This window comes from Spiroplasma endosymbiont of Danaus chrysippus (assembly GCF_902809815.1).
Taxonomy (GTDB): Bacteria; Bacillota_I; Bacilli_A; order Mycoplasmatales; family VBWQ01; genus Spiroplasma_E.
In genome coordinates this window covers 182,453-196,539 of the sequence record NZ_CADDIL010000005.1, presented here as the reverse complement: position 1 = coordinate 196,539, position 14,087 = coordinate 182,453, and the positions used below count along the sequence as shown (strand labels likewise).

Here is a 14,087-nt window from a genome sequence, read left to right as displayed (position 1 = left end):
AACATTAAATGCTCTTTTATACTGATATAGAAGTATTTACATTTCGTACTCACTATTAGACTTCTACGACAGTTTTATTAAGTTTTAATCTTTTAACAAAAAAAGAACGATAGTTATATCGTTCTTTGTTATTTCTAAATCTATCTATTAAATTAATGCGCCCTTTTGTAATTATATTTTTTAATATTTTTAAAATATATGTTATAATTTAAATTAACAAATCATAGAATTTGCAGTTATATTGTTAATGTTACTAATAATTCTAAGGGTTAATCTCATACGTCCATTAGAAAAAAAACTAATTTTTTCTATAATTTTACTTGTATATATATATATATAATGGTTATTGTCAAAATAATTTAAAGTCACCAGCTAAGATTTTATTTTATTTTGGCATTTTTTTATTTTTACTTCAAATGTATATAAATATCTGTATATGTTCTTACTACTTGCTACTTAGCCCTTTTTACTAGACCATTAATTTAAAAAAAACTTGAATGTATTCGAAAAACAATTGTGTTATACAATTAACACTAATTTTGACATGAAAGGATTTTTAATAATGGATAAAATTAAACAAATAGCATTAGTAATTAACAAGTTAAATATCAAACAAAAAATTCAAATTATTGATGATAGCAAAAACCAATATTCAATTAGATATCTTTGCCAACATCTTCAACTAAACCGATCAACATATTATTTTGTAAAAAACAAACAAAACCCTATTAAAAAAGAAAAAAATCAAATTAGTAATTGTACACATAAATATCAAGAATTATGCCAACTTTTACTTGAATTTCATTTTACAAGAAAAGGACAAATTTATGGCTATTTACGAATTTTTTCAGCATTTAAAGAATGATTAAAACAATACAAACATATTATTTTAAATCTAGAATTATCAACAAAACAAATGCGAAAAATTATGAAAGATCACAATCTTCAAGGATTAAAACAAACTAAAAATAACTATCCTAAAAACAAAAAAAATCCAAATAAGTGAATACCTACAATGGATAAAGTAAACAAAGATTATAAAAGTACAACCTCTTCAAATCAAATTTGATCAATGGACACTAAACAAATAAATACTAAAGAAGGTTGATTATATCTTTTTGTAATTATTGATTTTTATTCAAATAATATTGTAAGCTATAATACATGTTCAAACAAATCCTATCAAGATTTAATCCTTCCTGCACTTGAAAAAATAAATCAACAATTCTCTTGAAACCAAGTAAAAAACGTTATTTTACACTCAGATAACGCCAACGAATTTTATTGTCAAGACATCACAAATTGAGCTGCTGATAAGCAAATAATTTTAAGCAAAAAACAACCTTATGATATTGGTGGCAATGTAATATCTGAAAACTGATTTTCTCATTTATCTCAAGAATGACTACCTAAAGGTTCAAATCAATATTTTTCTCTCAATGAAGCTATAAATGATGTAAACCAATATATTATGTTTTATAATTACGAAAGAATACATTCTAAATTTCTAAAACCACCAATTTCACAAATAAAAATTTAAAACTGTCTATCCAAAAGTGGTCCAGTATTTAGGGCTAACCACCAGTCTGGTAGTTTGGATAAATTGGATAATATTTTAAAGAAAAAAGATAAACCTAAAAATAAAGATAAATAAAAATGATTATAGTCCCAGTGAACCTACTGGGACTATAATTTGGGTGAGCCACTTAGTGGCGAGGGACGAAGTCCCTATATACTTGAATAATTGTTTATTCTTAGTATAGATATTTTCTATATTAGGATTTTTATTAATTTAATAAAAGAAAAGGAGCATTAAAAGATATGACTAAAAATGAGAAATTAATGATTGCTATTGAAGAAGGTAATTTTAAAAAAAACTATGAAATTAGTAAAAAATGGCGCTGATATCAATTATAGAAACTTTAAATATTCCATTTGTAAAAAACTTACCGATAAAGTGACTTCTTATCCAGATAAAAATACTAGTGGTAATACTCCATTAACAAAAGCCGCCAAAAAAGGGTATTTAAATATAGTTAAATTTTTAGTTGAAAACGATGCCGATGTTAATCAAATAAATTTACGTGGTGAAACTGCTTTAGATCGAGCTATTGAAAATGGTCATTTAGATGTAATTAAATTTTTAGTAGAAAATAACGCTGATATTAATCATACAAATCAAAATGGTAAAACTGCCTTAATTCTAATTGCTGATAATAATATAGAGGGACTTAAGTTTCTAATAGAAAATGGTGCTAAAATTGAATGTATAGATAATTTTTGAGAATCAATAAATAAAGTGAATCTAGAAGTGAAAGAATATTTGCAATCATGAATTTTAAACTCAAGTAAAAATGAAATAAATTCACCTAACTCTAGTAATCAATCAACAACAAATATTAAAAAACAAAGTTTGCTAATGATCTAATTAAAAATCTAAAATAACTTTTATTATTTCTTACCTTTAATATTTCTAACTTCTTTTAATTGTTTTTTTAACATTTTTAATTGTAATTGTAAATCTTCATATGATGGTAAATCATCACTTTTAATTTCTTCTTTTTTGTTTTTACTATAATCATTACTTTTTTTTGATAACTGTGGAGGATTAACTCATAAATTTTTTAAGCCATATCAAAAAATAGTAAGTAAACTTAAACCAATACCTGCTCAAGGAATTGTTCATAAATCTTTAAAAGGAATAGTTTGAAAATTTCTAATATTAAAGTAATTAAAAAGTACTAATACAAAAAGTATCAATACTAAGGTTATTAATAACATGTGTATAGCTAAAACTGATCTTGAAAAAGGTTTTTTAATAAAAATTAATGGTATTAAATAAGTTAAATTAAAAATCAATAATGTTCCAAAAGTATATAAAGAAACTATACTATCACTAGTCATTAATTGTTTATAAAAACTACTAGTAATTGGTTCTTTATTAACGATTAAAGTAATAATAATAGCAATATTGTTTTTTAATGGAACACCTCAATTAAATAATGGAAAAATTGATAAACTAATTGTTACTGTTAAAACACTAATAATAACTAATATTTTGCTTAAAATTAAATTATTTTTTTTCATATTATTCATCTCTCATTATCAGTTTATTTTTTCACTCTAATAATATTTTATCATTATTAAAGCAAAAAAATAACTATCAAAATTAAGATTTATTTTTAGTTTTAGCTAAATTTAACGCAATTTTTCGCGCAGCAAATGGATCGCGAGGATCATAATGTCAATAATTAGTAAAATATTTTTTAAAATTATTAGACAATGTTGAAGAAGCAATATTAATAGCATGAAAGCGATTAGCTTTTGCTTTTAGTTGCAACATTAAATTAATATTATTTTTAGTAATATTAGCAGATAAAAAATCAGAAACTACCAATAAGTCTGCATTATGATATGTTTTAGATTGCATAATTGTTAAAGCATGACTAATAGCTGGATTAATATTAGTATGTCCTTTAAAGCTATGACCTAAAAAATGAATTAGATTGGGAATTGATGAAACTAAATTAGATAAATCATAAGTTTCAAATTTACCAGAAAAATTGATCATATAGCATGGTCTTTTTTCTTGTAAAGCAATTTTACTAATAGCAAGCGCAATTGATTTTGCAATAATTTCTGGACTATGACTCATCGATTTAGATGTATCAATGCATAAGATAAAAGGGCCTTCACTTTCGGGAATTGGTACTTCTACAACTTCTTCAACAAGATGTTCAGTGGCAACTAAATCCATTGATTCAAACTCTGTAATTGCTAACTTTTCTTCAACAAATTTTTTATAAAAAATAGCATTTAACTCCGGAATAGCAAGATTAACTAATTCTAATGGTAATAAATGTTCTAAATCTTTACCCTCAGTAATTCCTACTATTTCTTCAGGCCATTTTCCTAATGGCTTTAATTGATATTCAATTTGTACTTTTTGATGAACCTGCTTTTCTGTTAAACCCGAAATTCCTTTTCAACGACCAAGTAGTCTGGCAATTTCAATAATAGCTGGATTCTTATTTAAAATTTCACCATATTGTATAATAGTATTTAAATTAATTTTTTTAAAATCATTTAAATCTCCTTCTCAAAATCGTCCAAAAAAATTTCAAGCAAAACCAACAATATGTCTTACTTCATTAATAATTTTAATATTATTACTTCACATTGTTAAATATTTTTGACGCATTTGCATAGTTTCAAATAATTTATAATTTACAATTCTTTGAACAATTAAACTTTCTCAATGTCTTGTAAAATTATCAAAAGTTAATTTACTATTAAGTTTACGATCCTTAAATTTTTCTTGAAAATAATGAAAATAATTAATCATTGGTGAATCAAGAATTTTTGCCCTAGTATAAATTTCTTGTCAATTATTTTTTAATCTATCAATACCATTAATCATAACTCAGAAATATAATCGTAATTCTCTTTTAATGATGGTACTAATAACAATATTTTTACTTTTTTCTAAAACTTCATTTAAATAAAAATGACTAATTTGTTGATCAAATTCTGGAGCTAATCAAGCAAATTTTTTTTTAAATCAAGTAAAACTACTTAAATTTGTTTCTGATAAAGACATTTTTTTCAATTTAGTTTCTAAAATTTGTGAAACATGGGATTCAATTAATTGTTCCATAATAATCACCTATCTTAATTAATATCAGAATTATTATTAGTATCATTAACATTTGGAATAGTTATTGGTGAATCTTCAGTTAGTGATTCTGATGAAAGAGTCGTTTCAGTTTCTGCTTCTGGTATTTGCGAAATTTTATCAAAAAATGCCATTTCTAATAGTGATTTAAATTGTTCATCAAAAAATATAGAATCGGTTTTACTTAAACGATGATATTCTTGTTCAAAATGTACTTTTAATTCATTAATTTGTTGCTTTAAATCTTTAATTTGACTATTAATATTTCCAAATTGTGATTTACTATCAGTATTAGTTAATTCAACTTGAATTATAGAATTATTTGTAATATTTATTAATTCACTAGAATTCTTTAATTGCAACTCAAACTTCTGATTACCTTCCATTTTACTTAAACTTTTACCATAAAATAATTGAATATTATGACTCTTTTTATTACGTCGTAATAATAACTGAAAATCCTTTCTACTAATAAAACAAATTGGAAACTCATCACTATGTCATAATAAACGATAATATATGCCTTTAATTTGTTCAGAAAATGGATTGGAGTAAATAGATGGTTGATTTTGACTATCTTTAATGTTTTCGGCATTATTACTTAATGTTTCCAACTCACTTTCCAGTTCAATCTGATTTTGTTTCAATGTGTAAGTTAAATCTTCACAATATGCTTCATTGAAAAGTTTTGTATACTCTTTTTCTTGATCTTCATTATCTCAAATACAGTAAGGAATAATCAATAAATCAGGCTTATCAGTAGTTGTTCTACCATTATAATAAGCTGAAGCTTTTATTAATTTAGCAATTTTTTTTCATCTTCGATCAGAAATGTAAGCTTTACCATTAGTTGCTTCTGTTAAAATTTTACGAAAACGAGAAATAAAATTTAATGTTTCTTTGCTTAAAGTAACAGTAGTTTCCAATTCTTTTAATCACTTTTCATATTCAGAAGTTTTAATTTGTAATTCAAGTGGAACTTTTACTTCTAAACTAGTAATACTTTCTAACATATCATTAAAATTTTCTTTATTAGTTAAACCATAAACTATCATTCTAATAATAAAACGATCAAATAAAGCTTCTAAACCTTTACCACTTTCTGGTAACTCATTGGAAGCTGAAATTAATAGTTTTAATGGGACTTTGATATCAACACCACCATTACGAAAGATTTTTTCATTAATAATAGTTAGTAATGTATTTTGAATTGAAGGGCCTGCTTTTCAAATTTCATCCAAAAAAGCAATATCAACAGCAGGCAAATATTGATCAATAATTCTTACATAGTTACCTTTTAATAAATCTTTGATTGAGATTGGTCCAAAAATTTCTTCTGGAGTAGAAAAACGATTCATTAAATATTCAAAATTTCGCCCATCATGGAGCGCATATTTAATTCGTCGTGAAATTAATGATTTAGCAATTCCTGGTAATCCTAATAAAAATATTGATTCTCCTGATAATAACGCCAAAATAGCAAGTTTAAAAACAGTTTCTTTTTCATAAACATCAGAGCTAATTACTTTAATTAATTGTTCAATTCGCTTAGAAAGTAAACTATCTGTACTCATTTATATTCTCCTTTACTTATTATTTATTCGACACTTAATTCTCTCCTTACATCATCACTTTTAACAATTAATAAACAAGCAGCAATTAATCATAAAACAGTTATTAGTAAAACAATAATCATAAATATTGGAACTTCTGCAGAAATAGTTTCATTTACTAATCCATTAACCACTAACAAAATTGTACAAAATACTTCTAAAACTATAAAATAAGCAATTGCTAAAATAATATAAACAATTGATCATCCAAACATAGCACTAGCAGTGCGACCAATCGCTACTGGTAAATAAAATATAAAATTAAATCCCAGAGTTATAATTAAAAATATATAAATTATATAAGTTAGGTTCATGTTACTAACTTTATTACTCAAAATTTGATTAACCAAATTGTTAGCTAAAAAATAAGAAAAAATTAAATGAAAACATGAAACTGTAAGTAACAAAATACGAGCAATATTTTCCATTTTTGAACTTCAATACATTCTTTTAAATTTAATACTATCACTTAATAACGGATTATAAGTAGTAAAACGTTGTTCTTCAATATCTTTAAATGATGGATTATCATTATTTGGTTTGATAATACTATTATCAACATTTGACAATGGAGTATTTTTTAAGTCATCTTTTTTTTCTTCCATATATCTAACACCCCTTATTTTTTATTTATATTATAACTTATTTTAGGTATTAAAACTTAATAATAGTATCTGATATAAATCAAAATTATAAGTGTTCAATTTTACAAAATTATCAAATTTAAATTTATTTTTTTAAAATATAATATGGCAAAATTAAAAACAAAAAAATAATTATTTAACTTTGACCATCCAAAATTAAATAATTATTAAAAATATTTTTTAAATAAATAAGAAATTATAAATCATTATAAATCATTATATAAAATAAAATATTTTGTTGATTCACTAAAAATAATACTTAATATATTTTAAAAACAAAATACCTAATGAACATAATAACTGTTAATTATTTCACATTTTTGGATTGCATCTCAAAAATTATTATTTTTTATTTTTACTTTTAAACCAATAATTAAAAAAGTTAATGCAATAGTAAAAAATCCAAAAATTGGAGTTAAAATTATACAAAAAATAACTCCAATTTGTAATTGAACTCAATCATAATAACGATCATAATTATGAACTACTGATGAACATATATTTTCTGGAGAATGATTTAAAATATAATTTACACTCATATAATTTAATAAACTAAATCCATTTGTTATTTCTATAATAAGTCTTTTTTCTTTATATAATTTAAGATGTTCAAAAAAACTTTTATTAAAATTAGAAAAACCAATTAACATTAAACCAATTACCATAATTAAAATAGTTAAAATAAATAAAAATAAGGTTAATAATTTTAATTTTTTATATTTTTGCAATATCATTTATAATTTTCCTTTCAAAATAAAAACCCATTTGCTTTTATCTCAACAAACAATGGGTTAAAAACTACTATATTATTTATATTTTTTATACACAAGAATAATAACAAATTTATATTAATTTTACAATTAATAACCTATATAATTAAAACTATTTTATATAAGTAGTATGAATATTAAATTATAGTGCTACTTGCTACTTAGCCCTTTTTACTAGACCATTAATTTAAAAAAAACTTGAATGTATTCGAAAAACAATTGTGTTATACAATTAACACTAATTTTGACATGAAAGGATTTTTAATAATGGATAAAATTAAACAAATAGCATTAGTAATTAACAAGTTAAATATCAAACAAAAAATTCAAATTATTGATGATAGCAAAAACCAATATTCAATTAGATATCTTTGCCAACATCTTCAACTAAACCGATCAACATATTATTTTGTAAAAAACAAACAAAACCCTATTAAAAAAGAAAAAAATCAAATTAGTAATTGTACACATAAATATCAAGAATTATGCCAACTTTTACTTGAATTTCATTTTACAAGAAAAGGACAAATTTATGGCTATTTACGAATTTTTTCAGCATTTAAAGAATGATTAAAACAATACAAACATATTATTTTAAATCTAGAATTATCAACAAAACAAATGCGAAAAATTATGAAAGATCACAATCTTCAAGGATTAAAACAAACTAAAAATAACTATCCTAAAAACAAAAAAAATCCAAATAAGTGAATACCTACAATGGATAAAGTAAACAAAGATTATAAAAGTACAACCTCTTCAAATCAAATTTGATCAATGGACACTAAACAAATAAATACTAAAGAAGGTTGATTATATCTTTTTGTAATTATTGATTTTTATTCAAATAATATTGTAAGCTATAATACATGTTCAAACAAATCCTATCAAGATTTAATCCTTCCTGCACTTGAAAAAATAAATCAACAATTCTCTTGAAACCAAGTAAAAAACGTTATTTTACACTCAGATAACGCCAACGAATTTTATTGTCAAGACATCACAAATTGAGCTGCTGATAAGCAAATAATTTTAAGCAAAAAACAACCTTATGATATTGGTGGCAATGTAATATCTGAAAACTGATTTTCTCATTTATCTCAAGAATGACTACCTAAAGGTTCAAATCAATATTTTTCTCTCAATGAAGCTATAAATGATGTAAACCAATATATTATGTTTTATAATTACGAAAGAATACATTCTAAATTTCTAAAACCACCAATTTCACAAATAAAAATTTAAAACTGTCTATCCAAAAGTGGTCCAGTATTTAGGGCTAACCACCCCATTTTCATAAAATCAACACTTATTTTTAAATATTTAAATTCATTTTACTTTTAAAGTAAAATTAAAACTATGGGGCTTGGGAACATAATCACTGCTTATCAAATCTTTTCCAATATGAAATCTAATTTTTTTAATATCATCAGTCTTAATAATATCAGTTGCCTTTAATGATAAATTATTACCATCAATATCTAAAAAAGTAAAAGCACTTAACTCATCAATTTGCACCTTTAAAGCTTTAACAAAATATCCTTTAAAAGTAGCAAGTGATTTAATAACAAGATTTCAATTAATATTTGGATCAACCGTCGAATCAGGATAATCTAATAAGAAAAAAGTAGAATTATTTTTTGCAAATTGATACATTTCTTGTCAATATTTATTTTCTAAAAAAGTTTCTAAATCACCAATATTAATATAATCATTAACATTAATATTTTCAATACTATTATTTATTGAATTTGAAAAGCCAAAATAATAACTTAATTCCTTATATTTAAAATGATTACCACTACTATCACTAGTCAATAATACATGTGGAGGACTATATTTTATTGATGATTCATCACTATCTACTGCTTCTTGTACCATACTAAAAGGAACAAATTCAATATGATTAACTTTAAGATAATCAATAACCTCTTCAATACTTGTTGGTTTTAACTCAATGAAATCATAAACAACATTTGGATTAGAAACATATGTTATATAAAAAGGTTTTAATGGAAAATTTGAAGAATATGAATAAAGATTAACATATTCTTTGGAACTATTCACGGCATTACCAACATAATTTAATTCGGGATGATGAACTAATTCAAAATATGGTTTAATAGTAGCTACATCATTAAAATGAATATCCGCTAAAGGAATTGTTGATATTATTGGATAAAGATGAGTATCACTAGCAAATTCTTCTTTATAATCATTAATAAATTTATTAATTTCATCTTCGATTGTTTTATAAATAACAGTATTATCAATTTTATCCGCATAATAAAAATTAGTTGGTAAATAACCATGTGTTCATTGTTCTTGCAAATAATCACTACCATTTGGAAATTTTCCCGAAATATGTTTACTAAATTTTCCTTCAAATTGATTAAACATCATAAATTTTTCATAAAATTTAGCAGTATTTTTAATTAATGCAATTACTGGTATTTTAAATTCAATAAATGAAGATTGTAACTTTAATTTTAAATCAAATTTAGTAACGCCATCAGTTTGAATTAAACTCTTATCTAATTCATCATTACTATTGGGTTTATAAAAAATGAAATCATAATTAGTAATATTAGTTGGAAAAAAACTATCTCATCAAGATTCTTTTATTAATAAATCAAAAACTTGTTTTTTTGATTCTTCTTCAAAAAATGGCAAACGTAAATTTTTATTACTACTATCAATTGGAACATCATTCATATCAACAATAATTGATTCTTCTGGAATATTTTGTTTAAAATCACCAATATTAAAAGCATTCTGCATAGCAAGAGCAATAAAAAAAGTGCTAATTGCTAAACCAATTATCACAATTAAAGAAATAGTTATTGTCAGAAAAGTTTTTTTTACTTTTACTGGTTCTACTTTACCAGTAACGTATTTAGTAATATTATTTAGTTTTCTTCAATCATTATTATCTTTCTTTTTAGCCATATATTATTCACCTAAATTTCCATTATCTAAAACTTAATTCATACATTTTAATAATACTTTTAATTAAATATTTTTTATTTTCAATAGTATTTAATCATCAATGCAAAATAGCAATTCATCATAATAAAAGTGCTATAACCGCGAAAATCAATACTGTCATTCGATAAGGACTGTCACTATAAGAAAACATAAAAAAACTAATACCAATAATTATTAAGTTAACAATAGACCCAAATATTAAAAAAAATAAACAACTTAAACCAATACCTCTAATAGTTTTAGATAAAAAAACGGGTAAAATCATAATTAAAATTATAAAAGCAAATAAAACAGTAACTAACATTGCTACTACTTTTAATATTGCACTTTGAAAAACTGGTGCTGATGGTATACCAGGAAGATTAGCAACCAATTGACCAAAACCAATGCCATTAAAAAAAATCAAGCCAATTCAAAAAATTTGAATAGTTAAAATAAATATTCGCGAAAAACCGTCACCAAGACTAGTAAAATAAACTCTTGTTAAATTTAAATCTAATAATGAAGGTAAAGGAGTTTCCTTTAATTTCTTTAACTCTTTTTGACCAATAAGATTACTTGTAGTTAAAAATTGTTTATCTAATGATTTATCCATATCTTTCACCCATCCTATAAAATAATTATAATGCATTTTATTTAAAAACTATATAGTTAACTTATATCCAAATTTTAAATCTATAAAATAATTAAATTATTATTTTAAAATAAATACAAACATAATTAATAATATCTATTTTTAACTACAAGTAATATGAAAAATAAACAATAATTTTCAATAATTATTGTTTATTTTAATAATATAGTATTGTTTAAATATTTTTTGATTATATGGAGTATCCAGAAATACTTGCACTTGCTAATTTTGATTGATAATCTGATAAATCTATTGAGTTTATTTGTTTTCACTTATCAACTTCATTATTTAGACTTTCTATATTTTCATCACATACAGATTGTAATTCAATATTATCCATAATTAATATTTCTTCTTCATTATTTATATTTATTAATTCTTGTGATTTATTTGCATTATTTCTTTCTAAGTTATTATTTGATTTAAAATTAGTTCTAATTTTTTTAAAAATAAAACCTATTAAACCTCCAACTAAACAAAGAGAAAAAATAGGTAAAATTCAAAAAGGGGAATGTTTAGTAATCTGTGTGACTTACAAAAATAACTATGTTTAATTAATTCTAGTAAATATAATTTATATATCTAGAAAGAGTGAGTTACAGATGGCTAAAAAAGATAATCTTAATAACAATGATCCAATATCAAAAGCAGTAGATTTATTATTAGAAAATACTGAGGATTTAACAACAGTTTTTAAAGAGGGAGGATTATATAAAGAATTAACTAAACGATTGGTAGAAAAAATGTTGAATTCTGAGATGCAAAATTATTTAGGACACGAAAGAAATCAACGCAGTAATAATGACAATGTTCGTAATGGTACAACATCAAAAAAATTAATAACTCAACAAGGTAAAATTGAAATTGATGTACCAAGAGATCGTAATAGTAATTTTGAACCAGTAATAATCACAAAAAGACAGAGAAGATTTGATGGTTTTGATCAACAAGTTCTTTCACTATATGCAAAAGGTATGACTTTATCAGATATTAGAATGCAGTTGCAAGAGTTATATGATGGCGCAGATATTAGCGAAAGCGTAATTAGTCAAATTACTGATGATGTCATTGATGATGTCAAAGCATGGCAAAATCGTCCATTAGATAGTGTTTATCCAATCATTTATTTTGATTGTATCGTAGTTAAAGTACGTCAGGATAAACGTATTATTAACAAATCAGTTTATATAGCTTTAGGAGTTGATTTAGAAGGTAAAAAAGATGTTTTAGGTTTATGAATTAGTGAAAATGAAGGTGCTAAATTCTGATTAAATAATTTTACAGAAATGAAAAATCGAGGCTTAAATGATATTCTTATTGCTTGTAGTGATAATTTAACAGGCATGTCAGAGGCAATACAATCAGTTTATCCTAAAACTGAACATCAATTATGCATAGTTCATCAAATTAGAAATAGCTTAAAATATGTTTCATACAAACATCGAAAGTCTCTAGTTATCGATTTAAAGCCAATTTATACAGCATGTAGTGAAGAACAAGCAATGCAAGCTTTAGAATCATTTGAAAGTAAATGAAATAAACAATATCCACAAATTGCTAAATCTTGATATAAAAATTGAGAAAATTTAATGGTTTTTATTAGTTATCCAGCAGAAATTAAAAGGGTAATTTATACTACAAATGCTATTGAATCTGTTAATAGCCAATTACGAAAAGTTATTAGAAATAAAAAAGTTTTTCCTAATGATATGGCAGTTTTTAAAATTTTTTACTTAGCAATTGAAAATATCACAAAAAAATGAACATTGCCTATTCAAAATTGAAATACAGCAATTGCTCATTTTATGATAAAATTTGAAGACAGAATTAATCTGAACTAGTACTTTGTAAAACAAAGAAACACAGATTACTAAAAAGCCTCTCAAAAAGACATTGAAACTAATTTATTGTTTTCAACTTGCTCTGACTCTAATTTAAATGTTGCCAATTGTTCTTGATTAAATCATGAAATTTGTTCTTCTGATAATTCTGCTTTTTGTATTGGAGTTAATAATAGAATTTGTTCTAATGATAATGATTGAATTTGTTTTTCTGTAAATTCTCGAATTTGTTTTTCTGTTGTTGAAGCAACTGTTGTGCTATTAAAATACTTATCTATTTTTTCCTCAAAAATTTTTCGTTGTTCTGATGTAAAAAAATGAATTTGTTTTTCTGTAAAATTTAAAATTTGTTCTTGATTAAATCATGACATTTGGTCAGGAGTAAATGCTTGAATTTGTTCTGGTGTAAATTCTGAAATTTGTTGTAAAGTAAATGCTTGAATTTGTTCTTTTGTGAAATGTGGTATTTGTTTGGCTGTAAATGCTTGAATTTGTTCTTTTGTGAAATGTGGTATTTGTTTGGCTGTAAATGCTTGAATTTGTTCTTTTGTGAAATGTGGTATTTGTTTGGCTGTAAATGCTTGAATTTGTTCTGGTGTAAATTCTGAAATTTGTTGTAAAGTAAATGCTTGAATTTGTTCTTTTGTGAAATGTGGTATTTGTTTGGCTGTAAATGCTTGAATTTGTTTTTTATTAAATATTTTAATATGTTTTTGCATTAATAATTGTAATTGTTCTGCTGTTAGTAATTGTAGTTGTTCTTTAGAACTCATTTCAATATTATATAAAAAATTTAATGATAATATATTTTTTAAAATTGGTTCATTGATACCATTTTCTAATGTTAATGCATTATTCACTGGTATCAATGTCTCAACATTATTGCTACTTATGATACTTGAAGATGAGTTATTAAAGTTTA

Annotated in this window: 13 protein-coding genes; 4 read left to right on the top strand and 9 right to left on the bottom strand. The window is 23.5% G+C overall.

Going from position 1 to position 14,087, the window contains the following annotated elements; genetic code table 4:
* The first annotated feature begins 544 nt into the window (after positions 1-544).
* The gene (locus SPIRDC1_RS07715) at positions 545-1,540 is read left to right on the top strand and encodes an IS3 family transposase (protein WP_174479968.1); all 996 of its coding nucleotides are present in this window, start codon (positions 545-547) and stop codon (positions 1,538-1,540) included.
* A gap of 339 nt (positions 1,541-1,879) precedes the next feature.
* Positions 1,880-2,428 (top strand): ankyrin repeat domain-containing protein, encoded by a 549-nt coding sequence (locus tag SPIRDC1_RS07710; RefSeq protein ID WP_255495993.1) that lies wholly within the window; start codon positions 1,880-1,882, stop codon positions 2,426-2,428.
* Between the two features lie 23 nt (positions 2,429-2,451).
* Here the strand turns inward: SPIRDC1_RS07710 and SPIRDC1_RS07705 are convergent, their stop codons facing one another.
* From SPIRDC1_RS07705 to SPIRDC1_RS07685, 5 genes are all read right to left on the bottom strand, one after another.
* Complete coding sequence (locus tag SPIRDC1_RS07705) at positions 2,452-3,087, bottom strand: hypothetical protein (RefSeq protein ID WP_174481273.1); 636 nt, start codon at positions 3,085-3,087, stop codon at positions 2,452-2,454.
* Positions 3,088-3,169: 82 nt separating this feature from the next.
* Positions 3,170-4,657, bottom strand: coding sequence for a VWA domain-containing protein (locus SPIRDC1_RS07700; RefSeq protein WP_174481272.1), 1,488 nt, complete (start codon positions 4,655-4,657; stop codon positions 3,170-3,172).
* A gap of 14 nt (positions 4,658-4,671) precedes the next feature.
* Positions 4,672-6,249: an AAA family ATPase gene (locus tag SPIRDC1_RS07695; protein ID WP_174481271.1), complete on the bottom strand. Its 1,578-nt coding sequence runs from the start codon at positions 6,247-6,249 to the stop codon at positions 4,672-4,674.
* Between the two features lie 23 nt (positions 6,250-6,272).
* Positions 6,273-6,893, bottom strand: coding sequence for a hypothetical protein (locus tag SPIRDC1_RS07690; protein WP_174481270.1), 621 nt, complete (start codon positions 6,891-6,893; stop codon positions 6,273-6,275).
* Between the two features lie 323 nt (positions 6,894-7,216).
* The gene (locus SPIRDC1_RS07685; RefSeq protein ID WP_174481269.1) at positions 7,217-7,666 is read right to left on the bottom strand and encodes a hypothetical protein; all 450 of its coding nucleotides are present in this window, start codon (positions 7,664-7,666) and stop codon (positions 7,217-7,219) included.
* 285 nt (positions 7,667-7,951) lie between these two features.
* On the opposite strand from SPIRDC1_RS07685, the gene SPIRDC1_RS07680 reads away from it, so the two are divergent.
* Complete coding sequence (locus SPIRDC1_RS07680; protein WP_174479968.1) at positions 7,952-8,947, top strand: IS3 family transposase; 996 nt, start codon at positions 7,952-7,954, stop codon at positions 8,945-8,947.
* 78 nt (positions 8,948-9,025) lie between these two features.
* Here the strand turns inward: SPIRDC1_RS07680 and SPIRDC1_RS07675 are convergent, their stop codons facing one another.
* From SPIRDC1_RS07675 to SPIRDC1_RS07665, 3 genes are all read right to left on the bottom strand, one after another.
* Positions 9,026-10,651 carry a hypothetical protein gene (locus SPIRDC1_RS07675; protein WP_174481268.1) on the bottom strand — a complete coding sequence of 542 codons (1,626 nt, stop codon included), beginning with the start codon at positions 10,649-10,651 and terminating at the stop codon, positions 9,026-9,028.
* Between the two features lie 22 nt (positions 10,652-10,673).
* Positions 10,674-11,285, bottom strand: a complete 612-nt coding sequence (locus SPIRDC1_RS07670) for a hypothetical protein (protein WP_174481267.1) — start codon at positions 11,283-11,285, stop codon at positions 10,674-10,676.
* A gap of 229 nt (positions 11,286-11,514) precedes the next feature.
* Complete coding sequence (locus SPIRDC1_RS07665; protein WP_174481266.1) at positions 11,515-11,664, bottom strand: hypothetical protein; 150 nt, start codon at positions 11,662-11,664, stop codon at positions 11,515-11,517.
* Between the two features lie 262 nt (positions 11,665-11,926).
* Between SPIRDC1_RS07665 and SPIRDC1_RS07660 the strand changes: the two genes are divergently transcribed.
* Positions 11,927-13,165, top strand: a complete 1,239-nt coding sequence (locus tag SPIRDC1_RS07660; protein ID WP_174479940.1) for an IS256 family transposase — start codon at positions 11,927-11,929, stop codon at positions 13,163-13,165.
* A gap of 29 nt (positions 13,166-13,194) precedes the next feature.
* Here the strand turns inward: SPIRDC1_RS07660 and SPIRDC1_RS07655 are convergent, their stop codons facing one another.
* On the bottom strand, positions 13,195-14,025 hold the full coding sequence (locus tag SPIRDC1_RS07655) for a hypothetical protein (protein ID WP_174481265.1): 831 nt from the start codon (positions 14,023-14,025) through the stop codon (positions 13,195-13,197).
* Positions 14,026-14,087: the final 62 nt, after the last annotated feature.